Genomic DNA, 21,370 nt, shown 5'->3' on the forward strand with positions numbered 1-21,370 from the left:
TTGGGTAGTGCGGTTGGGTGCTGTGAACGGGAGGGGTGGTCAGCTGACGGGAGGCGCGGCGGCGTACTCCTCGTCGGTCACGGGGGTGAGCCAGTGGACGACGTCGTGCTCGGCGTCGGCCTCGTTGAGGGCGAGGTGGACCATCAGCCGGTTGGGAGCGGCACCGTGCCAGTGCTCCTCGTCGGCCTCGAACAGGACCCGGTCGCCGGGGCGGATGACCTCGACGGGACCGCCGCGGCGCTGGCACAGCCCGACGCCCTCGGTGACGAACACGGTCTGGCTGAGCGGGTGCCGGTGCCAGTGCGTGCGGGCGCCGGGCATGAAGTGCACCAGGTTGGCCGTCAGCCGGGACGGCGGCGGGGCAGCGGCGACGGAGTCGATGTAGACGTCGCCGGTGAACCAGTCGCCGGGTCCCTTGGCGGTGTCGATCGAGCTACGCGTGATCTGCATCGGTTTCCTTCTGGCTGTCGGGGGTGGGGATCTCCGCCGGCGCTGCCCATGACGCGAGCAGCCGGAGCCGCTCTGCGGACGGAGAGCCGGGTTCGGCGGTGTAGACGAGGAGCACGAGACCGGGTTCGGCGGTGATGGCCAGCTCCTCGTAGGCGAGGGTGAGCTCGCCGACGACAGGGTGGTGGAACCGCTTGGTGCCGGCTCCGTGGGTGCGCACGTTGTGGTCGGCCCACAGGCGCCGGAAGGTCTCGCTCCGGGTGGAGAGCTCGCCGACGAGGTCCTGGAGGCCGCGGTCGTGCGGGTCGCGGCCGGCTTCGGCGCGCATCACGCCCACGCACATCTCGGCGAACAGGTCCCAGTCGGGGTAGAAGTCGCGCGCCGCCGGGTCGAGGAACTGGAACCGCGCGAGGTTGGGCACCCGACCGCCGTCCCCGATCACGGGGGAGTAGAACGCGCGGCCGAGAGCGTTGGTGGCCAGCAGGTTCTGGTGCGGGTCACGCACGAACGCGACCCCGTCGGTGATGGCCTCCAGCGCCCACTGCAGGCTCAGTCGCGAGGCGGCCTTGCCCGGCGTACGACGCCGGCGGCGGCCCGAGGTCGGGATGCCGTCCGCGGCGCGGGCGAGGTCGAAGAGGTGGGAGCGCTCCGTCTCGTCGAGCTGCAAGGCCCGCGCCAGCGCCTCCAGGACGCTCGACGACGCGCCGGCGATCTGACCGCGCTCCAGCCGCGCGTAGTACTCGACGCTGAGGCCGGCGAGGCCCGCGACCTCGCTGCGCCGCAGTCCGGGCACGCGTCGGGTCCCGGTGGTCGGCAGCCCGACCTGGTCCGGGGAGATGCGTGCGCGGCGAGTCGTGAGGAACTCGCGCACTTCCTGACGGTTGTCCACGCCGTCGAGACTAGGCGGCCTCGGCGCCCGACCGGGGCCACGAAGGATGCCCTGCTGGTACACCCATCGGCGGTGACCCCCAGCCGGCCGGTCAGCCGGGTCGAAGAGGTCTGACCGCCTCGCCGAGTGCCGTCGGCCAGGCCGAGCGCTCGACGCCTTCGGCGACGTACAGGCCCGCCCACCCACCATGGGGCACGAGGACTGCCACGGCCGGATCGACTCCGTCGATCGACACCAGTCGCACCGAGGCAACCGCGGGGGCGGTGTGGACCGTCCCGCAGTCGACGACCTCGCCGCGGTCGATCTCGACTGCTCGTGCCGACCGCGTCACGGTGACGTCGTAGCGAGGCGCGTACATGACGTCGTCGAACCGGACCCGCCCGACGCAGTCGCCGATGTCCCCTTGCCGGCGCAGGCCGTCAGGAGCGCGCAGGTGGCGGCCGTCGCGGTGATCGAGCCCACCACGACGGCGAGCGAAGGGCATCGCGTCGAGGACATGTCGTCAAGATGCCACGCATCGGGACCGGACGCGGCCGGAACCGAGCCGAGCGGCTCGCGACGCTCTGGAACCAGCCTCCGCCACCGAATCACCCCAACCGGGGGATTCTTCCGCCGGGAGGGGTTGGCATCGTCACGGATGAGCGAATGGAGCCCGCGATGACAGCCACCGTCGACAGCACGACACCGCGTCCGGGAGACGTCCTGGTGGTCTTCGGGATCACCGGGGACCTGGCGCGGGTGATGACCTTCCGATCGCTGTACCGGCTCGAGGGTCGCGGGCTTCTCGACTGTCCGATCGTGGGCGTCGCGGCCGACGACTGGACGGTCGACCAGCTGGTCGAGCGGGCGCGTACCTCGATCGAGGCCACGGGGGAGCAGCTCGACGAGGAGGTGTTCAAGCGCTTCGCGGACCGGCTGTCGTACGTCGGCGGCGACTTCACCGACCCCGCGACGTACGGACGCGTCGGCGAGGCGATCAAGGGCGCTCAGACGCCGGTCTTCTACCTCGAGATCCCGCCCTTCCTCTTCGGGAATGTCGTCGCCGGCCTCGCCGGGGCCGACCTGAGCCAGGACGCGCGCATCGTGGTGGAGAAACCATTCGGTCACGACCAGCAGTCGGCCCGCGCCCTCGCCGCAGAGCTGCACCAGTACGTCGATGAGTCGCAGCTGTTCAGGATCGATCACTACCTGGGAAAGATGGGGCTGGAGGAGATCCTGCACCTGCGGTTCGCGAACGCGATCCTCGAGCCCATCTGGAGCCGCAACTACCTCGACTGCGTCCAGATCACCATGGCCGAGGACTTCGGCGTCGACGACCGCGGCAGCTTCTACGATCCGGTGGGGGCGCTGCGCGACGTGGTGGTCAACCACCTCATGCAGCTCGTCTCGGCCGCGGCCATGGAGCCTCCGTCTCGCGGCGACCTGCACTCGGTGAAGGAGTCGCAGGTCGCGCTGTTCCGAGCGGTCGTGGAAGCGGACCCGGCCCACTACGTCCGCGGCCAGTACGACGGCTACCAGGACATCAAGGGGGTGGCGCCCGGCTCCACCACGGAGACGTACGCCGCGCTGAGGCTGGACATCGAGAACTGGCGCTGGGCCGGAGTGCCCTTCTTCATCCGCACCGGCAAGCGGCTCCCGTTCACCCAGACCGAGCTGCGACTGGTGTTCAAGCGTCCGCCCCGGCTGGGGTTCTGGCCGAAGAACCACGACCCCGAGCCCAACCAGCTCGTCATCAAGCTCGACCCGTCCACCGGGATCCGCTTCCAGGTCGACGCGCGTCGCACCGACCTCGGGCGGATCGGACCGATCGAGCTCGAGATGGAGTTCACCGCCGAGGGCGGCGAGGGCGCGACGCCGTACGAAACCCTCCTCCACGCCGCCTTGACGGGCGACAGCACGAGGTTCAGCCGCCAGGACGGGGTCGAGGAGACCTGGCGGGTCATGCAGCCCCTCCTCGACGCGCCGCCACCGATCCACCCCTACGTCCCGGGAACCTGGGGGCCGTCTGCCGCCAACGACGTCACGGCCGGGATGGGCGGCTGGCGTACCCCATGGGTGCCGGGGTGAGCACGGGCTGGGCGCCGCTTCGCGACCGACGGACTCCTGGCCCTTGACAGGCGGGCTTCCTTGGAGCCCGTGGCCGGCCGGGCGTAGCGTCGTGAGGGTGGAGGGGGAGCACAGAGCAACCCCGTCGACCTCGTCGGGCCACGAGCCCCACCCGACCACGCCGGCGTACATTGCACCGGGTCCGCCGAGATCGGCGGCGCCCGAGTTGGTGGACGGGTCAAGGGTGGACAGGCTGCTCCGGGCCACGGAGCCGGTGATCGCGGTGACCGCCCCGCCCGGCTACGGGAAGACGACCCTGCTGGCCGCCTGGGCGGAACGCTGCGAGTCGCCCGTCGCGTGGGTGTCGTGCGACCGGATCGGCGACGATCCCGAGTCGTTGTGGTCAGCAGTGACCGACGCGCTCGGCACGGAGCAGGCGATGCCGGACATCCAGAGTCTTCTCGATCCGGACCGTCGCCGGGTCGAGCACCCCAACGGGTCACTGGTTGGCGTCCCTCCCCGTCCCGTTGCCGTCGTGCTCGACCAGCTGGAGGCGCTGGCCAGCCCGGACGTGCGGCGCTCAGTGGCGGCGTTCGCGACGTCCGCCCCCGCCGGGTGGACGCTGGCCCTGGCCTCGCGCGAGGAGCTGCCGCTGCCCGCGGCGCGCCTCCGCGTCGAGGGTCGCCTGCTCGAAGTGGGTGCCGACGACCTTGCACTGTCCCGCTCGGAGGCCGCCGGCCTGCTGGGCGCCGCCGGGGTCGGGCTGTCCGACGCGGAGACCGCCGAGCTCGTGTCACTGACCGAGGGCTGGCCGGCCGCCCTCCAGCTCGCTGCCCTGTCGCGGCAGGCGGCGGAGAGCAGCACGAGTCGGCCGTTCTCGGCCAACGACCGGCTGATGAGCGACTACCTCCGGTCCGAAGTGCTCGACCGGCTCTCCCGGTCGCAGCGCAAGCTCCTGGTCCGTACGTCGATCCTGGAGCAGGTGAGCGGGCCGCTGGGCGACGCCGTCGCGGGGGGCAGCAGGGCGGCCCGACAGCTCGACACGCTGCACCGCCGGACCCTCCTGGTCACACCGGTCGACGGAGAGGGGGAGTGGTATCGCTGTCACCCGCTCCTGCGCCAGCTGCTCCGGGCGACGCTCCGCGCTGAAGGCCCCGATCTGGCCGCCCGGCTGCATGCGCGGGCCGCCGCCTGGTTCGAAGCGCAGGGTGACCCCGAGCGGGCCATCGACCACGCCTATCTCGCCGGCGACACCGAGGCGTTCGAACGGTTGGTCCTCGAGACGATGGAACCGGTCTGGGCGAGCGGCCACATCCACACCGTCGAACGCTGGATGGAGCTGCTGGGTCGTCGCTCACCGCAACCCCACACGCCGGCGATGTTCGCGCACGGTGCGCTGATCTTTGCGCTGCTCGGCCGTCCGGGTGATGCGGAGCGTTGGGCGGCGGTCGCCGAGGAGCTGCCGGCCACGGGCACGCTCCCGGACGGTGACACCGTGGAGGGCACGCTGGCCTACCTGCGGGCGAACCTGTGCCGACACGGGGCAGCCGCGATGCGCAGGGATGCGGGCGAGGCGCTCGAGGGTCTCGGCCCCACCAGTCCCTACCGAGCCACGATGATCCACACGCAGGGGCTGTCGTACCTGCTCGACGGCGACCTCGAGCAGGCCGACGCGTCCTTCGCCCATGCCTACGACCTGGCGACCAGCCTCGACGCTTCGCCGGTGACCGCCCTGGTGCTCGCCGAGCAGGTCCAGGTCGCTGCGGCGCACGACGACTGGACCACTGCCGAGTCACTGGTCAAGCGGGCGCTCGAGGTGGTCGCCCGTGGCCCGTACGCCGAGTACTGGACCAGCGCCCTCGTCTTCGCGTCGGCCGCCCGTGCAGCGGCCCGTCGGGGCGACATGCCTGAGGCGCGACGCCAGGCTCAGCGCGCCGCTCGGTTGCGGCCCCTGCTCACCTACGCGCTGCCGGTGGTCGCGGTGCAGGCGCTGGCGGAGCTCGCACGCGCCTACCTGACCCTCGTCGACCCGTCCGGAGCGAGGGCCGTGCTGGAGCAGGCCCACGGCATCCTGCTGCAGCGCCCCGACCTCGGGACCCTCGCGACCGCTGTGCGCGAGCTGGAGGAGCGGGTGGGCCAGATCACGGCTGCCACACCCCTGGGAGCGTCGTCGCTGACAGCTGCCGAGCTCCGACTCGTTCCGCTGCTGCCGACGCACCTGACCTACCCGGAGATCGGGGAACGGCTCTTCATCTCCCGTCACACGGTCAAGACCCACGCCGGCTCGGTGTACCGCAAGCTCGGCGTCTCGTCGCGCGCAGAGGCGGTCGAGCGGATCATCGAGCTCGGGCTGGTCTGACGATCATCGTGGTCGGTGCGGCCCCGACGTGGCCCTGCTCAGCGCAGCCGCTCCAAGAGGTGGTCGCCGACCCGCAGTGCGTTGGCGATGGCGGTCAGTGCCGGGTTGACCGCCCCGATGCTCGGGAAGAAGCTGGTGTCGACGACGTAGAGGTTGTCGAGCTCGTGGGTCTTGCAGTCGGTGTCCAGGACCGACGTCGCGGGATCGTTCCCGAAGCGCACCGTGCCGGCCTGGTGGGCGCAGCCGGCCACGGGGATGTCGTTCTTCATGTAGACGTCCCGCGGGATCAAGTGATGCGGGTGCATGCCGAGGTGGCTCAGGTGCTTCTTCACCCGGTGATAGAGCTGCTCCATGGGCTCCTGGTTGTTGGGTGTGTAGCTCAGGACGATGTTGCCGTCGCCGTCGAGCGTGACCCGGTTGTCGGGATCGGGCAGGTCCTCGACCGACAACCAGAAGTCGACGGCGTGGCCGGCGACGTCACGGAGTGCGATGGTCGGTGCGAGCTTGGTCTCGATGGGCTTCTCCCCGCGGTACATCGGCGCCGACGACTTGCCCACCATCTGCAGGTTGCCCATCGGGAACTCGAAGTCGGCGTCGCCGAAGTAGTAGTCGTTCAGCCCCAGCGTCTTCTGGAACCTGGTGTCGTTGCGCTCCTTCGACACCGCCAGGAACGCACGGCTGTTGTGGAACACGTAGTTTGCGTCCGACCTGGTCTGAGCCGTTGGCCAGACCGTGCGGGTGTGGTCGTTCGCGCTGGCGAGCAGCAGCCTGGCCGAGTTGGCAGCGCCGGCGGACAGGACCACGATGTCTCCGAGAAGCTGTGTTCCTCCCCGTCGACGTCTGCGACGACCGAGGTGACCGTGCGGCCCGAGGTGTCGGTCTCCAGGCGTCGCACGACCGCCTTGCGCACCAGGTCGACGTTGTCGTGCTGCAGCGCCGGCCGGACGGCGACCACCTCGGCGTCGCTCTTGGCGTGCACCATGCACGGGAAGCCGTCACAGGTGGCACATCGGATGCACGGGCTGAAACGCGGGCTCGGCCTCGTCGAGCATGATCCCGGACGGGAGTGGAACGGATGGAGCCCGATCTGGGTGAGGTCGTCGAACAGCCGCTGGATGCGCGGCTCGTGCGACACCGGGGGATGGGGGTACGGCGCCGACGCCGGCGGCTCGGTGGGGTCCTCACCCCGGGCGCCGTGCACCTGGTACAGCTCCTCGGCCTGGGTGTAGTAGGGCTCGAAGACGTCGTAGCCGACAGGCCACGCCGGCGAGATCCCGCCGTGGTGCTTGAGCTCGCCGAAGTCACGCTCCCGCAGCCGGTACAGCGCGGCACCGTAGAACTTCGTGGCCCCCACCGACGAAGTAGTGGACCTGGGGCTGGAAGGCCCTGCCCTTCGCGTCGAGCCACCGGTCCGTGGACACGTAGCGGTTGTCGACGAAGACCGCCTCGGCGTCCCAGTTCTCGATCTCGCGGGGGAGCCAGTCACCGCGTTCCAGGATCAGCACGCGCTTCCCGGACGGTGCCAGCCGATGGGCCAGCGTGCCGCCACCGGCCCCGGAGCCGACGATGACGACGTCGTAGTGGTCATTCATGTGTCGCTCCTCCTCGGTCGCCCTGACGGGGCGTCGTGGTGGTGGGTCGCTCGTCCAGTGAGATGTGGGGGACGTCCGTCTCCCGGTCACCCCACGCGATCCGCTTCGGCGTCGAGGAGGCCTCGACGGTGGCCGCGTGGTCGCGGTCGAAGTAGTCCCACGCCCAGGTGAGGAAGGCGTCGGTCCTGCTGTGTGCACCGCTGAGCAGGCTCGCGTGCACGCCCAGCCAGGCCGCGAAGGCGAGCGGACCCTCGACCTGGTGCCGGCCCTTCCCGACCTCGGCCACCGCCGCGTTGCGACCGATCATCGCCATGATCCCCTTGTCCTTGTAGTGGAACGGCGTCGGGCCACTGCCGTGCCGCTCACGCAGGATGTTCTCCGCGGCCCACGTCCCGGACTGCTGGGCGACCGATCCGAGCTGGGGGAGTGCTGCGCCGTCGGCATCGGGGATGTTCGCGACGTCGCCGACCGCGTACACGCCGGGGAAGCCTTCGACGGTGAGGTCGGGCTGCGCGTCGACACGTCCGCCGCGGCCGGTCGGTGCGCCGGAGCCCTGAGCGACGGCCGATCCCGACTCCCCGCCACCCCACACCACGGTCCGGGCACGGATGCTGGTCCCGTCGTCGATCTCCACGCGATCGACGTGCACGGCGGCCACGCCCGCCTCGAGCTTGACCGTCGCCCCGCGTTCGGACAACTTCTCGAGGGAGTACCGGTGGGCCTTCTTGTTGAAGGCACCGAGTAGCGCGTCGCCTCGGTCGACCAGCGTGATCTGCCCCCGGTACGGCGTCAGCCCGGTCGTTGCCCACGCGGTCATGAGCTCGGCCAGGGCGCCGGTGGTCTCGACCCCGGTCGGCCCGCCGCCGACGACCACGACGTCCAATGTCCCGTCGTCCTCGGCCGCCCCCGACCCGGCTGCCCGCACCTGTTCCTGGAGATGGAGACGCAGCCGCTCTGCGTCGGCGACCGAGTAGAGCGGGAAGGCGTGCTCGTCCGCTCCCGGGACGCCGAAGAAGTTCGGCCGCGAACCGGCGGCCAGGACGAGGTGGGAGCCGGCGAGGGTACGCCCGTCCGCGAGCCTCAACGTGCGGTCGGCGAGCGAGACCTCCTCGACGTGGGCCGTGACGACCTCCACGGAGGGGTAGTCGCGGAAGATCGTCCGGTGCGGCCGGGCGATGTCCTCCGCGGGCAGCTGCGAGGTGGCCACCTGGTAGAGCAGGGGCTGGAACTGGTGGTAGTCGTTGCGGTCGACCAGCACCACGTCCACGCCCTCGTCCCCGAGCTTGTGAGCGCAGGCGACTCCGGCGAGTCCGCCGCCGAGCACCACGACCGTCACAGCGAGAGCTCCTCCAGGCGATCGGCCAGGATGATCCGGCCGGCGGCCTCGATCAGGGCCAGGTGTGAGAACGCCTGCGGGAAGTTCCCGAGGTGGCGAGCCCGCTCCACCTCGAACTCCTCTGCGTACAGGCCCAGCGGCGACGAGATCCGGAGCAGCCGCTGCATCAGGTTGTTGGCCTGCTCCATGTCGCCCGTCGCGGCGAGCGCCGAGACCAGCCAGAACGAGCAGATCAGGAAGGTCCCCTCCTTGCCCGAGAGCCCGTCGTCGGTCTCGTCGGTGCGGTAGCGCATCACGAAGCCGTTCTCCGTCAGCTCCTCCGAGATCGCGGTCACGGTGTGGCGGATCCGCTCGTCGGTGCCGGGAAGGAACCCGAAGAGCGGCGCGAGGAGCGTCGATGCGTCGAGCGCATCGGTGTCGTAGTGCTGGCGCAGGACCCCGCGGTCGCTCACACCACGCGTGAGGATGTCCTGCTTGATCTCCTCGGCGATCTCCGTCCACTCCTTCTCCCGCTTGGGGTCGTCGCGGATCGCGGCCAGCTTCGCTGCGCGGTCCAGCGCCACCCAGCCCATCAGCTTGGACGAGACGTAGTGCTGGGGCTTGCCGCGCGCCTCCCAGATCCCCTGGTCGGGCTCGCGCCAGGCGGCGATGGCCCCGGTCGCCTGAGACTCCACCAGCGGCCAGAGCCTGCGTGGCAGGTGCTGGCTCCGCCGCGTGTGCAGGAGCAGCGAGTCCAGGACTGCGCCGAACACGTCGTTCTGGCGTTGGTCGAAGGCGCCGTTGCCGAGTCGTACCGGTCGGGCGCCTTCGTAACCGGACAGCTCGTCGCGGGTGGACTCGGTGAGGTCGCGCCGCCCGTCGATCCCGTACATGATCTGCAGGCTGCCGTCCGAGTTGGGCGCGAGGTCGGCGACGAACTGCATGAACTCGTCGGCCTCCCAGTCGAGGTTCAGGTAGTGCAGCGCCTGCAGCGTGAAGGTGGTGTCGCGGATCCACGTGTAGCGGTAGTCCCAGTTGCGTTCGCCTCCGGGGGTCTCGGGGAGCGAGGTGGTCAAGGCCGCCACGGTGGCGCCCGTCGGCATGTAGGTGAGGCCCTTGATCGTGAGGGCTGACCGCTCGAGGGGGTGACGCAGGGCGTGGTCGGGGATCCGTGCGCGAGCCAGCCAGCTCCGCCAGAACCGAACGGTGGCGTCGATGTGCGCGGCGGCCTGGGCGGCATCGGCGGGCGTCGTGAGTCCTTCGGCCCAGGACAGGGCGCAGTACGCCGTGTCGCCCTTGGAGAGCACGTGGCGGGCGCGAGCCGTTCCGCCCTCGATGCCGATCAGCATGTCCGTGCTGAGCCGGAAGACCGGGCCGCCGGAGTCGGCCGCGTCCGCCTGGTGGCCCGTGGCGTCGGCCAGGGTCCACGTGGCCTCGACCCGGCCGTAGTCGAACGCCGGTTCGCACATCACCTCCACCTCGACCGAACCCTCGAGGCACTCGACCGTGCGCACCAGCAGGTGCGCCGCGTCGTCGTCGGCCGGTGGCCTGGTGTGAGGAGTCACCGTGTCCGGTCCCTGGCGCGGTTCGACCACCAAGGCGTCGCGTACCAGGAGCCAGCCGCTCGGGGTGTGCCACGTGGTGGCCAGGACGTTGGTGCCCGGCACGTAGGTGCGCGCCGTCGGCACGTTGATGCCGTACGGACCGAACCTGAAGGAGCCCGCCCCCCGGTCGAGGATGTTGCCGAAGACGCTTGCCGAGTCGAACGCGGGAAGGCAGAGCCAGTCCACCGAACCGTCCGGAGCGACCAGGGCGCCGGTGTGGCAGTCCGAGAGGAAGCCGTAGTCCGCTATCGGTGGGAAGGGAGAGGTGGTAGGGCTCACGACGCCGTCCTTCGGATCCATCGGCGAGCCGGCGCATCGCCGTACTTCCACGGTCAGCGGGGCGAACCCCGCGTGACATCACCCCGATGAGATGAACTGTCGTGGCGGCCTCAGTCGGCGGGGCGATCCGCCACCCGATCGGCGGCGTCCGGCACGCCCTCCTCCGGAAGCAGGCGCCGCTGCGCCAGGACGTACAGGAGCACGAACGCGGGAAGCACGATGAGCACCGCGAGCACGACGTTGACGATCAGGACCCGCAACGTGCCGGACGGCGCGGCGGCTGCGGAGACGGAGAGGCTCTCGGGCAGCAGGTAGGGCCACTGCGCGACGCCCCACGCGAGGACGATCCCGGCCTGGGCGAGGACCGCGAGCACTCGCGCTGCCCGGCTCGCGTCGCGGGCGAGGAGGACCAGTGCGCCCAGGCCGAAGGCGACCCCGACGATGACGACCGGGAGCGCTCGCCCGGTCATGCCGTCGAAGACGTACGGCGCGTCGCTGTGCAGCACCACCATGCCCACCGCGCCGACGACCGCGACCGCGACGGCCGACACCACCGCGCGGCGACGGAAGTAGTCGGCCATCTCGGCGTCGTCGTCGCGCCTGGCCTCCCAGACGAGGTAGACGGCCGCGAGGTAGGCAACCGAGGTCACGGCGAGGACGCCGGTGACCACGGAGGTCGGGTTGATCCAGCTGTCGACCGGGTCGCCGGCCGTCCCACCGGCAGGGACACGGCCGGAGGCGATCCCGCCCGCGACAGCCCCCATGCAGTAGGGCACGAGGACGGAGGAGGCGGCGAACGCGGCGCCGAAGAGCCTGCGGTTGCGGAGGCTGACCACGGACTTGCGGAACGCGAAGCTGGCTCCGCGCAGGACGATGCCGAGCGCTGCGATGGTCAGCGGGACGAACAGCGTCAGCATGATGGAGGCGTAGGCCTCCGAGAACGCCGTCCACGTCACCACGAAGACGAAGATCAGCCAGACGTGGTTGGCCTCCCAGACAGGCCCGAGCGAGTGCTCGATCAGCTCGCGGGGTCGCCGTCCCTGCTCGGGGCCACCGGCGATGAGGTCCCAGAGCCCGGCACCGAAGTCGGCGCCGCCGAAGACGGCGTACGTCGTGAGCGCGAGCAGCAGGACGACGGCGACGGTGTCACTCATCGGGTTGCCTCCTCGACCTGTGGCTCCGCGGCGGGGGACGCGGGAGGCCCGTAGGGGCTCTCGACGTCGTTGAACCCGCCGGCTCTCCGGAACCGTCGGCTCATCCCACGCAGCACGAGGATCGCGGTGACTCCGAGCGCGAGGTAGAGCACGGTGACGGCGATGAACGTGATCCAGACTCCGGTGTTGGCCGTCGCCGCGTCCTCGACCTTCATGTAGCCGTAGACGATCCAGGGCTGGCGACCGACCTCGGTGACGACCCAGCCGGCTTCCATGGCGATCACGGAGAGCAGGCCGGAGGCGGCGGCCAGGGTCAGGAAGGCCCGGTTGGTGGGCATCCGTCTTCGCAGGGCCCAGGTGAGGCCGTACCAGAGCGAGAGCAGGAACAGCAGGGTGCCGAGGCCGACCATGATGTCCCACGAGAGGTGCACGATGTTGACCTCCGAGACGGTCGGGCGATCTCCTGCGGGGACGCTGTCGATCCCCTTCACCACCGTCGACTTGCCGGTCGCGGGATCGGAGAGCCACGACGCGAGGCCGGGGATCGGGATCCCACCCTGCACGGTGCCATTGCTGTTGAGCTTTCCGAGCAGGGTCTCCGGGACGTCGCTCGAGGTCTGGGGGACGAGCTCGATCGCAGCGAACTTCTCGGGCTGGTCGTTGTAGACCCAACGCGCCAATGCGTCGCCGACCCCCATCTGGACCGGGGTCGCGACCGCCGCGACGGTGAAGGCGATCACGAACCCGAGGCGGTGGTAACGGTCGCGTCGGCCCCGCAGCATGGCGCCGGCATAGACCGAGGCGATCATGAACCCCCCGACGAGGTAGGCCGCCACGAGCATGTGGGCGGCCTCGAGCGGCATCGCCTTGTTGAAGATGACCCCGACCGGGTCCACGGCGACGACCCTGCCCGAGGAGTCCAGCGTGAAGCCGGTCGGCGCGTTCATCCAGGAGTTCGCCGCGACCACGGACACGGCGCCGAGGATGCCGGCGAGCACGATGGTACGCCGGTCCAGAAATGTGCCCACGGCCGCATCCGCCGCCAGCCGTAGATGTAGATCGCGACGAAGATCGCCTCCGTGAAGAAGAACAGGCCCTCGAACCCGAAGGGCACCCCGAACGCCTCGCCCACTGACCCATGAACCGTGGCCAGAGCAGACCGAACTCGAAGCTGAGCACCGTGCCGGTGACCGCGCCGACTGCGAACGTGACCGCCATGTACTTCGACCAGCGCTGCGCGAGGAGCAGGGCGTCCGCATCGTCGTGCTTGATCGCGCGGTAGTTGGCGATCAGCGTCATGAAGGCCCACGAGACCCCCAGCGGCACCAGGATGATGTGGAAGGCCAGCGTGAAGGCCATCTGCGAACGGGCCCACGGGACCGGGTCGACGGTGAGCGCGCTCAGGGCGTGGACGACGGGGTTCACGACCTCATCGGCCTCCTCCCGGGTGCCTCGCTCTCTGCACCGGTCCCATCAGTGTCCGGCGACACCTACCGAGTCTCACCGGTGGCTCCCCGCGCCAGCATCGCCCCATCGGGATGAGGTGCTCATCCGTGCTCGCGGCAGTAGTCTGCGGACATCCGGCAGCACCTGCGCCCCGTCGTACCGGGTGGAGGTCCGGTGTCGCCGGTCTCCTCGAGGAGGCTGCCGTGGTGCTGTTCCTGATTCCCACCGCGCTACTCATGGTGGGCCTGCTCGTGCTCATCGAAGGGTCGGCTGTCGCCGGCCTGCTCCTGGGGAAGCGGGCGCAGGAGCACCACGGCGGCCTCAGGGAGTCCTCGGGCGTGCTGCAGGGCGCCCTGCTGGGATTCATGGGGCTCCTCCTGGCGTTCGGCCTGTCGCTGGCACTCGGCCGCTACGAAGCGCGGCGGGCCGCGGTCGTGGATGACGCGAACAGCATCGGACCACCTATCTGCGCGCACAGACCCTGTCGGAGCCCATGCGAGGTCGTTCCCTGCGCCTGCTGGTGAAGTACGCCGACGCCGAGCTTCGGCTCACCGACGAGGAACCGGGCAGCGACGCCGCCGACGCGACCGTCGCCGAGGGCTCGGCCCTGCAGCGACGGCTCTGGGCCTCGGCAGTACGGGCCGTCCGGGAGGAGCCGACGGCGAGCGCCCCCCGCCTGTACGAGGAGAGCCTGAACACGATGATCGACGAGCAGACGGTGCGCGTCACCGGACTCTCCAACCGGGTGCCGACCGAGGTGCTGCTGCTCGAGCTGGTCGGCTCGGCGATCGCCATGTTCCTGGTCGGACTCCATGTGGGCCTTCTCGGTCGCGGCTTGACACCTCTCCTGCTCGCGGCCGGTCTGGTCGCCTTCCTGCTCTTCGCCACGTTCGACCTGGACCGCCCCACGCGCGGCTTCATCGAGATCCCGGACACGCCCTTGACCGATCTCCGAGCGTCCATGAACGAGCCCCCTGTCGCGGGCGTGTCCCAGTGACACCCGTGCCTGACGCTGACCCGAGGGTCCGTGCGGTGGCGCTAGGGAGACTGGACGCAGCGGAACCCGACGTGGCTGGTGGTGTCGCGGGGTCCGTGGGCCTGGCGCGCGGCGGGGCGGTAGCGGTGGCAGTAGGACGGAGCGCACAGGTGTGAGCCGCCCTTGACGACGAACCGGTCGTGCTCGCCGAGCGCGGTGTGTGGCCCGCAGCAGGGCGCCGCCGTTGCCTGCTGTGCGGACTCGGGTTCCTCGGCCGTGTGCCGCTCGGTCCAGCGGGAGTCGGTCCACTCCCAGACGTTGCCGGTCACGTCGTACAGGCCGTAGCCGTTGGGCCGGAACTTCTTGACCGGGGAGGTCCGGGTGTAGCCGTGCGGGGACGTGTTCTCGTACGGGAACCGCCCGTGCCAGGTGTTGGCCATGACCCGCCCGTCGGGCATGAAGTCCTCGCCCCAGGCGTACGTGGCGCCGTCGAGGCCGCCCCGGGCCGCGTGCTCCCACTCGGGCTCGCTGGGCAGCCGCTTGCCCGCCCAGGCGGCGTAGGCGAGCGCGTCCTCGAGGCCGACGTGCACCACCGGGTGCAGCTCCTTGCCGTCCAGGGTTGAGCCGGGGCCGTCCGGGTGGCGCCAGTCGGCGCCCGGCACCCAGCGCCACCACTGCCTCCAGTCGTCGAGCGGCACCGGCCCCGGGGTGGGCGTGAACACCTGGGACCCGGGCACCAGCTGCGACGGGTCCGCGCCGGGGAAGTCGCGGGGGTCGGGAGCGGTCTCCGCGGTGGTCACGTGCCCGGTGTCCGCGACGAACCGACGGAAGGCGGCATTGGTCACCGGGTGATCGTCGACCCACAGGCTGTCGACGGCCACCGTGGTGACAGGACCTTCCTCCGGGTAGAACCCGGTGCCGCCCATCCGGAAGACCCCGCCGGAGACCAGGGTCATGCCTTTGCGCAACACACGCCCACTGTAGGCAGCGAGGTGCGCACCGGGCACCGACCGCGGTCGGGAATCACCCGAATGGGGTGATCCACGATCGCTCGAGCCGAACCCAGCATGGAGGTTGGACGACTGCCGTCGCACGGTGAGGAGAGACGAGATGGCCGACAAGCAGCCGAACATCGTGGTGTTCTTCTGGGACAACTTCGGGTGGGGTGAGATCGGCTGCTACGGCGGCGGGGTGCTCCGCGGGGCGCCGACGCCCCGGATCGACAGCATCGCCGACGAGGGCCTGAAGCTGCTGAACTTCAACGTCGAGGCGCAGTGCACGCCCAGCAGGTCTGCGATCCTCACCGGCCGGCACCCGATCCGTTCCGGCACGCATTCCGTACCGCTCGCTGGCGGCCCCGATGGCCTGACCCAGTGGGAGTTCACGATCGCCCGCGCGCTGTCGGATGCGGGCTACGCGACCGGGATGTGGGGCAAGTGGCACCTGGGCAGCGACCCCGAGCAGCGCAGCCCGGTCGACTTCGGCTTCGACGAGGCGGTGTGGTCGCCCCGGACCGCCGACGAGGTGCTGTGGACGATGCAGTCCTACTTCCCCAACGGGAACGTCACCGCGGCGCCGTACGCCGGGAAGACCGAGATCCCTCTCGAACCCGAGCCGATCTACGCCCGCAAGAAGGGTGGCAAGCACGAGGTCGTAGCCACGTACGACGCGGAGTTCCGGGCCGGGTTCGACCGCAAGATCACCGGATGGGCCATCGACTTCATGCGCAGCTCGCACGAGCAGGGCAAGCCGTTCTACCTGTACCTGCCGTACACCCAGACGCACATCCCGACCATTCCCGACCCGGAATATGTCGGCAGGACGAAGCACGGCAACTGGGCCGACATCCTGACCCAGATGGACGACTTCACCGGTCAGGTCCTCGACGAGCTGGACACGCTCGGGCTGGCGGACGACACGATCGTGGTGTGGGCGTCCGACAACGGCGGCGATTCGACCTACCGGATGCCCGCGGGCGACCCGGACCCGTTCGGCGGGCTGTGGAACGGCTTCGGTGGCCCGTGGCGCGGCTCGCTGTTCACCTCGTTGGAGGGCTCGAACCGGACCCCCTGCATCATCCGCTGGCCAGGCAAGGTGCCCGCTGCCAAGGTGAGCAACGAGCTGGTGCACGAGGTCGACCTGTTCACCACCTTGGTCCTCGCGGGCGGCGGGACCGTGCCCACCGACCGGCAGATCGACGGCATGGACATGCGCACATTCCTGCTCGGCGACGCCGAGGAATCGGGTCGCGAGGTCGTCTTGTGCATGAACGGCAACAGGCTGCAGGCGGTGAAGTGGAGGCAGTGGAAGGTGCACCTCTTCCAGCAGGACGACTTCTACTCGACCTGGGCCCCGTACAGCATTCCTCGTCTCTACAACCTGGAGTGGGATCCCCGTGAGGAGAACGAGGTCGACTTCCCGCACGCCTGGGTCATGCACCCGATGGCCGCCGCCGCCGGCGCCTTCCTGAAGAGCCTGGCGATGGAGCCGCCGATCAAGCCGGGGACACCCGACCCCTACACCCCGCCCGCGCCCGGCCAGCTGGTCCCGCAGGAGCACGTGCAGATCGGCCCCATCGTCCAGTACGTCACCACGCTCCACCACCCGGACGGCCAGGCGGCCGACGTACGAGAGCACCAGCCCGAGCACGGGCTCAGCCACGCATCGGGCGCATGAGCGGGCACGACGAGCTGCAGGTCGGGATGCTGCTGGAGTGCTTCGGCGAGCGCGCGGCGGCCGAGAAGGCGCGCCACGGCCTGGACGAGCAGCTCAAGTCCCAGGGCGACGAGCTGCTCGACAGCGTCGTCCTCGAGGTCGACGCGAAGCACCACGCGTCCGTGCACGACCCGCGCCGCGTCGTGCAGGGCACCTTGACCGCTGCCCTCACCTGGGGGGTGTTCGGCCTGGTGGCGGGCGGGCTCGAGAGCCTGGCTCTCTGGGCCGTCATCGGCGCGCTCTGCGGTGGCCTCTACGCGTACTACACCGAGCACCTGCTCAGGAAGGACGAGCTGACCCGGATCGGCGCCCGGCTCCCGGCCGACTCCTCGGCACTGCTCACCTTCGTCGAGACCAGCGATCCCCGCAGCCTCGTCAAGGCCACCACCGGGCACGAGCCTGCCACCGCGAGCGTGGCCGGCATCGGCGACGACCTGGCCGCGCACGTCTTCAACGGCGCCACCGACCCCATCGAGCAGCCGGCCCGCCCCGCAGGAGCTGAGGCGACGCCGAACGAGAGCGCGCTGACCAGCATGATCCTGCTGCGCTACCCCGACCCCGAGACGGCCCGGCAGGTCGCCTCCCGGGCGGCCCCCACCGGGAAGAAGGCCGCCGGCCCGGTCCAGGTCGAGCTGGTGATCCGCGACGACGGGCACGGTCGACGGCACGTGGCCGACCCCAGCCAGGGCGTGAAGGCGTGGGCGAAGGCCGACGTGGTCAGCTGGGGGCTGTTCGGCGTGGTGGTCGGCGGCCTGGCCGGCGCCCTCGGCGACGGCGCCCTGGGGACTGTCGGCGATGCGGTTGTCACCGGCCTCGCCTGGGCGGCATTCGGCCTGGTGGCGGGCGCCCTGTACGGCCTGTGGGCGGGGCGAGCCGTCTCCGCCCGTCGGCTCAAGGGCCTCCGTGGCCTGCTCACGCCCGGAAGCTCGATGCTGGTGGCCTGGGCCGAGGGGCCCCTTCGCCCGGAGACCCTGGGCGAGTTCGCCCTGCCGGGTTCTCAGCGACTGGTGCTGCGCTTCAATCCCGTCGACGGCGGCGCCGTCCTCGAGGCGGCCTAGGCGCGGGACCCTTTCGGAGGAGGTGTCGTGACAAGCCCCGAAATAGTGACCGCCGGGATCACCATGGGTGACTTCCAGTGGACCGGTGACTTCACCACGATCGACCTGATCGCGGCGTCGACCAACGCGCTGAACGGCGCGCTGCTGGCCCGTCGGCCTGACCACTACCGCAACTTCACCGTCGTCGGCATCTACCTGATGGCACTGCTGGGCGGCATCGGAGGCGGGGTCACCCGCGACGTCATCCTGAACAAGGTCCCGGGCGCCTTCATGAATCCGGCCTACATCCTGCTCTGCCTGGTGGCCGGCTTCGTCGGTTACCAGATTGCCTTCGCCTCCGGCCAGCTGTTCCGCGAGGGCCTGTTCCAGTTCATGACCTCCTTCTCCCTGCCCTGGTACGCCATCTCGGGGGCGATGGCCGCCGAGGCTGCCCACCTGCCCGTCCTGGGAGTGCTCGCGCTCGCGGTCATCGGCCCCACCGCGGGCCGTTACTACATCGACGTGACCAGCGGCGTGCCGCCCAAACAGTTCGTCCGAGGCGAATGGTTCGTCGCGATCGCCGCGCTCACCGGTCTGGTCTGGGTGCTCTGTGACGCCGCCGGCCTGGCCGCCTGGTTGTCGGCCGCGATCTCCTTCGTCGTCGGCTTCACCGTCCGTCTCATCGCCCTCTACCGGGGCTGGGAAGAACCGCTGGCGAGGGAGCCCGCCGGCGTCTACAAGCACTCGGACGGCCGACCGCTGCTGGGCCGCAAGATCGCCGGCAAGTCCCAGCGCGAGATGCGGGACCTGGGGCTTGTCGTGGACAAGCCGGCAACGGGTGCCCCGGACTAGGAGACGGTGAGATGTCGTGGGCCGGGTGGTTCAGGATCCGCCAGAACCTCAAGGAGAGCGTCTGGCCCATGGCCCTTCTCGGGGCCGTGCTCGGGCCGCTCGTGGCGCTGCTGACCCGACAGGCCGACAGGAATCTCGACGTTCCGAAGTCCTGGCAGTACGCACCATCGACCGCGACCGCGGTGTTGAGCACCACGGTCGGCGCGGCGGTGGGGTTGGCCGGTTTCGTCGTGACCGTGACGGTGCTGGCGATCCAGATGGCCACCGGGACGTTCTCCGCCCGGTACATGAGGATCCTGTACCGCGACCACCTCCTCAACGCGACGCTCGCGGTCCTCGCCGGGACGCTGACACTGTCGTTCTCGCTGCTGCGGCAGGTCGACGGCACCCGGGTGCCGAACATCGGGGTCAGCGTCGTCGGCCTCTGCCTGGTGTCGAGCCTCGGCTGCTTCCTGCTGTTCTTCGGGCGGTTCATCCGCCGTCTCAGGCCGGTGGCGGTGGCAGCCCTGGTCGGGCAGATGGCGAAGCGGGTGATCACCGACGTCACCCGGCAGGCCGAGACCGACACGGTCGAACCCGTCCTCGCCCCTCTCGGCGACCCGGTGCTCACCGTGGAGAGCCCACGTGACGGCGCCATTCAGGCGGTCAACGTCCATCGCCTGGTCGAGTGGGCTGGTGGACACGACCTCTTCCTCGTGATGACGGCCGGTGTCGGCGACTCCGTGGCCGCCGGCCAGACCGTGATCGCGGTCCACGGCAAGGGACACGTCCCGCCGCAGGCCGGCCGCCGGCTGCAGGGGCTGCTGGCCGTCGGGACGGAGCGGACCATCGAGGAGGACCCGGCCTTCGCCATCCGGATCATGGTGGACGTCGCGGTCAAGGCCCTGTCCGCGGCCATCAACGACCCCACCACGGCCGTACAGGCCATGGACCACCTCTCGAACGTGCTCAAGCTCCTCGGCTCGACCCCGCTCAAGGGACCGCTCATGTTCGTCGACCGGGACGGCGCCCCGAGGCTGGCGTTGCCGGGACGCACCTGGGAGGACTACCTCACGCTGGGTGTCACCGAGATCCGCGAGTACGGCGCCAGCTCCATCCAGGTGGTGCGGCGCCTGCGGGCGATGCTCGAGGACCTGCAGGAAGCTGTCCTCCCCGAGCACCGCCCTGCGGTGGCGGCCGAGCTCGCCCGACTCGATGCGACCGTCGCCAGCGGGTTCGCCGGGTCGGTGGACAAGGACCGCGCGCAGACCGGCGACCCGCAGGGCATCGGCGGTCCAACGGCCGTGCACATCGCCTCGCAGGGGCCCCCTCCGACGGGCGACCGCGCCGCGTCCGAGGACGCTGTGCGTCGTTGGTGAAGGCTCCCGTCAGGCCGCGGGCACCCGGCGGCGGGTCAGGCGCACGGCACCCCACCCGATGCCTGCCAGGAGCGGCATGATGACGGCGAGGGCAAGGTGGAACATGACGTCCTCGTGGTTGACGATCCAGTCGGACCACGCCATGCCCAGCCCGGTGCTCGCCCACAGGACGGCGACCCACGGGTAGCCGACGCGGCGGGAGGCGAGGATCGCCCCGGTCACCGGTGGCGCGGCGAGGACGAGGGGGATGAACAGCGCGTCGATCCAGCCGAGCTGCGCGACCAGCTGGCCCAGGACGGCGGCGAGGACGAGGTTGCTGGTGATTCGGGACATGGTGACCTCCGTGGCGGTGTGCGGGCTCCCAACCTCGGTCAGGACGGAGGGCCGGCACATCGCTCCGGCGAGCGATTCTGCTCAGCTCACTCTCGAGAGTGAGGCCCCGAGCAGCCTTTTGATGGGTACCGTCCGTCCATGAGGGCGATCGTGGGTCGGCGGCCTACAACCGTGGACATGGTGCTGGCGGCCGCGCTGACGCTGGCGAGCCAGGCCGAGATCTGGGCGCCGCGGCTGCTGCCGGGGGTCGGCGACGTGACGGGGTCACGTCCGGTGCTCACGGTGACCACTCTCGCGATGACCCTGCCGCTGGTGCTGCGCCGCACCGCGCCGCTCCTGGTCCTCATGGTGGTGTTCGGGGCGGCGGTGCTCCAGAGCTGGCTCACCACACCGACCGAAGGACTGTCGACGATGGCGGCGATGTTGGTCGCTGCCTACTCGAGCAGCGCCTTCGCCGCCGTCGGCAGGGCGGCGGTGAGTGCCGCGACGATGGTGGTGGCAGTCGCGCTGCTCGGGCTGGCCGAGGGTGATGGCGCCTTCATGGCGATCGTGTTCGGGTCGGCGTGGCTGATGGGGTTCGTCGTGGCGCAGCGATCCGGGCAGCTGCAGCGGGCCTCGGGCGACAACCGCGAGCTGGCCGAACGCCTTTCCGAAGCGACGGCGCTGCTCGCCGAGGCGGAGCAGCGCCGGACCACCGGCGCGCCGGCCGCAGCCCACAGTGGCCTGGCGGACCTGACCAGTCGGGAGCTCGAAGTGGCGCGGGCCATCGCGACCGGGATGACGAACGCGGAGATCGCGGCCTCGCTGGTGATCAGCGAGTGGACGGTCAAGACCCACGTCGCCAGCATCCTGCGCAAGCTGGGGCTGCGGGACCGGACCCAGGTGGTTGTCGCCGCCTACGAGTCGGGACTCGTCAGGGTGGAACTGCCTCCCGACGTGCCGTAGGACATCGACACAGCCGGGGACAC

At 70.5% G+C, this 21,370-nt stretch carries 20 protein-coding genes and 1 pseudogene; 9 read left to right on the forward strand and 12 right to left on the reverse strand.

Annotated features, from left to right (window positions below; translation table 11 throughout):
* Window positions 1-39: 39 nt before the first annotated feature.
* The 3 genes from H0S67_RS10035 to H0S67_RS10045 form a co-directional block, all read right to left on the reverse strand.
* Window positions 40-450: a (R)-mandelonitrile lyase gene (locus H0S67_RS10035; RefSeq protein ID WP_180936461.1), complete on the reverse strand. Its 411-nt coding sequence runs from the start codon at window positions 448-450 to the stop codon at window positions 40-42.
* The gene (locus H0S67_RS10040) at window positions 434-1,336 is read right to left on the reverse strand and encodes a helix-turn-helix transcriptional regulator (RefSeq protein WP_180936462.1); all 903 of its coding nucleotides are present in this window, start codon (window positions 1,334-1,336) and stop codon (window positions 434-436) included. Before H0S67_RS10040 ends, H0S67_RS10035 begins: the two co-directional genes overlap by 17 nt.
* A gap of 91 nt (window positions 1,337-1,427) precedes the next feature.
* Window positions 1,428-1,820, reverse strand: a complete 393-nt coding sequence (locus H0S67_RS10045; protein ID WP_180936463.1) for a hypothetical protein — start codon at window positions 1,818-1,820, stop codon at window positions 1,428-1,430.
* 173 nt (window positions 1,821-1,993) lie between these two features.
* On the opposite strand from H0S67_RS10045, the gene zwf reads away from it, so the two are divergent.
* Complete coding sequence (gene zwf, locus H0S67_RS10050) at window positions 1,994-3,403, forward strand: glucose-6-phosphate dehydrogenase (protein ID WP_180936464.1); 1,410 nt, start codon at window positions 1,994-1,996, stop codon at window positions 3,401-3,403.
* A 223-nt stretch (window positions 3,404-3,626) separates the two neighbouring features.
* Window positions 3,627-5,741: a winged helix-turn-helix domain-containing protein gene (locus H0S67_RS26600; RefSeq protein WP_281368995.1), complete on the forward strand. Its 2,115-nt coding sequence runs from the start codon at window positions 3,627-3,629 to the stop codon at window positions 5,739-5,741.
* A gap of 38 nt (window positions 5,742-5,779) precedes the next feature.
* On the opposite strand, the gene H0S67_RS23440 is transcribed toward H0S67_RS26600, so the two are convergent.
* The 7 genes and pseudogenes from H0S67_RS23440 to H0S67_RS28060 all read right to left on the reverse strand — a co-directional run bounded on the left by H0S67_RS23440 (window position 5,780) and on the right by H0S67_RS28060 (window position 13,044).
* Window positions 5,780-6,544 (reverse strand): GMC oxidoreductase, encoded by a 765-nt coding sequence (locus tag H0S67_RS23440; RefSeq protein WP_219635607.1) that lies wholly within the window; start codon window positions 6,542-6,544, stop codon window positions 5,780-5,782.
* A gap of 498 nt (window positions 6,545-7,042) precedes the next feature.
* Window positions 7,043-7,333 carry an NAD(P)-binding protein gene (locus H0S67_RS23445; RefSeq protein WP_219635608.1) on the reverse strand — a complete coding sequence of 97 codons (291 nt, stop codon included), beginning with the start codon at window positions 7,331-7,333 and terminating at the stop codon, window positions 7,043-7,045.
* Window positions 7,326-8,669: an NAD(P)/FAD-dependent oxidoreductase gene (locus H0S67_RS10065; RefSeq protein ID WP_180936465.1), complete on the reverse strand. Its 1,344-nt coding sequence runs from the start codon at window positions 8,667-8,669 to the stop codon at window positions 7,326-7,328. Before H0S67_RS10065 ends, H0S67_RS23445 begins: the two co-directional genes overlap by 8 nt.
* Complete coding sequence (locus tag H0S67_RS10070; protein ID WP_219635609.1) at window positions 8,666-10,531, reverse strand: glycoside hydrolase family 15 protein; 1,866 nt, start codon at window positions 10,529-10,531, stop codon at window positions 8,666-8,668. Before H0S67_RS10070 ends, H0S67_RS10065 begins: the two co-directional genes overlap by 4 nt.
* Window positions 10,532-10,641: 110 nt before the next feature.
* Entirely contained in the window at window positions 10,642-11,685 is a 1,044-nt protein-coding gene (locus H0S67_RS10075; protein WP_180936467.1) for a cytochrome d ubiquinol oxidase subunit II, read from the reverse strand.
* Entirely contained in the window at window positions 11,682-12,713 is a 1,032-nt protein-coding gene (locus H0S67_RS10080) for a cytochrome ubiquinol oxidase subunit I (protein WP_219635610.1), read from the reverse strand. The genes H0S67_RS10075 and H0S67_RS10080 overlap by 4 nt, the downstream gene beginning before the upstream one ends.
* Window positions 12,629-13,044: pseudogene (locus H0S67_RS28060) on the reverse strand (cytochrome ubiquinol oxidase subunit I). The gene H0S67_RS10080 and the pseudogene H0S67_RS28060 overlap by 85 nt, the downstream one beginning before the upstream one ends.
* 290 nt (window positions 13,045-13,334) lie before the next feature.
* Between H0S67_RS28060 and H0S67_RS10085 the strand changes: the two are divergent.
* Both H0S67_RS10085 and H0S67_RS10090 read left to right on the forward strand, forming a co-directional pair.
* Window positions 13,335-13,655 carry a hypothetical protein gene (locus H0S67_RS10085; protein WP_180936468.1) on the forward strand — a complete coding sequence of 107 codons (321 nt, stop codon included), beginning with the start codon at window positions 13,335-13,337 and terminating at the stop codon, window positions 13,653-13,655.
* Window positions 13,625-14,128 (forward strand): hypothetical protein, encoded by a 504-nt coding sequence (locus H0S67_RS10090; protein ID WP_180936469.1) that lies wholly within the window; start codon window positions 13,625-13,627, stop codon window positions 14,126-14,128. Before H0S67_RS10085 ends, H0S67_RS10090 begins: the two co-directional genes overlap by 31 nt.
* Before the next feature lie 41 nt (window positions 14,129-14,169).
* On the opposite strand, the gene H0S67_RS10095 is transcribed toward H0S67_RS10090, so the two are convergent.
* Window positions 14,170-15,078, reverse strand: coding sequence for a formylglycine-generating enzyme family protein (locus H0S67_RS10095; protein WP_246355270.1), 909 nt, complete (start codon window positions 15,076-15,078; stop codon window positions 14,170-14,172).
* A gap of 139 nt (window positions 15,079-15,217) precedes the next feature.
* Between H0S67_RS10095 and H0S67_RS10100 the strand changes: the two genes are divergently transcribed.
* Genes H0S67_RS10100 through H0S67_RS10115 form a run of 4 tightly spaced genes read left to right on the forward strand, consistent with a single transcriptional unit; the run spans window position 15,218 to window position 20,069 of the window.
* On the forward strand, window positions 15,218-16,783 hold the full coding sequence (locus H0S67_RS10100) for a sulfatase-like hydrolase/transferase (RefSeq protein WP_180936470.1): 1,566 nt from the start codon (window positions 15,218-15,220) through the stop codon (window positions 16,781-16,783).
* Window positions 16,780-17,880, forward strand: coding sequence for a hypothetical protein (locus H0S67_RS10105; RefSeq protein WP_180936471.1), 1,101 nt, complete (start codon window positions 16,780-16,782; stop codon window positions 17,878-17,880). The genes H0S67_RS10100 and H0S67_RS10105 overlap by 4 nt, the downstream gene beginning before the upstream one ends.
* 27 nt (window positions 17,881-17,907) lie before the next feature.
* Complete coding sequence (locus H0S67_RS10110) at window positions 17,908-18,711, forward strand: trimeric intracellular cation channel family protein (RefSeq protein WP_219635611.1); 804 nt, start codon at window positions 17,908-17,910, stop codon at window positions 18,709-18,711.
* An 11-nt stretch (window positions 18,712-18,722) separates the two neighbouring features.
* Window positions 18,723-20,069: a DUF2254 domain-containing protein gene (locus H0S67_RS10115; RefSeq protein ID WP_180936472.1), complete on the forward strand. Its 1,347-nt coding sequence runs from the start codon at window positions 18,723-18,725 to the stop codon at window positions 20,067-20,069.
* A gap of 9 nt (window positions 20,070-20,078) precedes the next feature.
* Here the strand turns inward: H0S67_RS10115 and H0S67_RS10120 are convergent, their stop codons facing one another.
* Complete coding sequence (locus tag H0S67_RS10120) at window positions 20,079-20,402, reverse strand: hypothetical protein (protein ID WP_180936473.1); 324 nt, start codon at window positions 20,400-20,402, stop codon at window positions 20,079-20,081.
* 138 nt (window positions 20,403-20,540) lie between these two features.
* On the opposite strand from H0S67_RS10120, the gene H0S67_RS10125 reads away from it, so the two are divergent.
* Window positions 20,541-21,347: a helix-turn-helix transcriptional regulator gene (locus tag H0S67_RS10125; RefSeq protein ID WP_246355271.1), complete on the forward strand. Its 807-nt coding sequence runs from the start codon at window positions 20,541-20,543 to the stop codon at window positions 21,345-21,347.
* Window positions 21,348-21,370: the final 23 nt, after the last annotated feature.

Origin of the sequence: Nocardioides ungokensis, assembly GCF_013466985.1 — a bacterium.
GTDB classification, from domain to species: Bacteria; Actinomycetota; Actinomycetes; order Propionibacteriales; family Nocardioidaceae; genus Nocardioides; species Nocardioides ungokensis.

Coding starts and splice junctions, on each gene's coding strand:
- H0S67_RS10035 (WP_180936461.1), bottom strand. CDS start 450: ATGCAGATCACGCGTAGCTCGATCGACACCGCCAAGGGACCCGGCGAC.
- H0S67_RS10045 (WP_180936463.1), bottom strand. CDS start 1,820: ATGCCCTTCGCTCGCCGTCGTGGTGGGCTCGATCACCGCGACGGCCGC.
- zwf (WP_180936464.1), top strand. CDS start 1,994: ATGACAGCCACCGTCGACAGCACGACACCGCGTCCGGGAGACGTCCTG.
- H0S67_RS23445 (WP_219635608.1), bottom strand. CDS start 7,333: ATGAATGACCACTACGACGTCGTCATCGTCGGCTCCGGGGCCGGTGGC.
- H0S67_RS10075 (WP_180936467.1), bottom strand. CDS start 11,685: ATGAGTGACACCGTCGCCGTCGTCCTGCTGCTCGCGCTCACGACGTAC.
- H0S67_RS10090 (WP_180936469.1), top strand. CDS start 13,625: ATGCGAGGTCGTTCCCTGCGCCTGCTGGTGAAGTACGCCGACGCCGAG.
- H0S67_RS10100 (WP_180936470.1), top strand. CDS start 15,218: ATGGCCGACAAGCAGCCGAACATCGTGGTGTTCTTCTGGGACAACTTC.
- H0S67_RS10105 (WP_180936471.1), top strand. CDS start 16,780: ATGAGCGGGCACGACGAGCTGCAGGTCGGGATGCTGCTGGAGTGCTTC.
- H0S67_RS10115 (WP_180936472.1), top strand. CDS start 18,723: ATGTCGTGGGCCGGGTGGTTCAGGATCCGCCAGAACCTCAAGGAGAGC.
- H0S67_RS10120 (WP_180936473.1), bottom strand. CDS start 20,402: ATGTCCCGAATCACCAGCAACCTCGTCCTCGCCGCCGTCCTGGGCCAG.
- H0S67_RS10125 (WP_246355271.1), top strand. CDS start 20,541: ATGAGGGCGATCGTGGGTCGGCGGCCTACAACCGTGGACATGGTGCTG.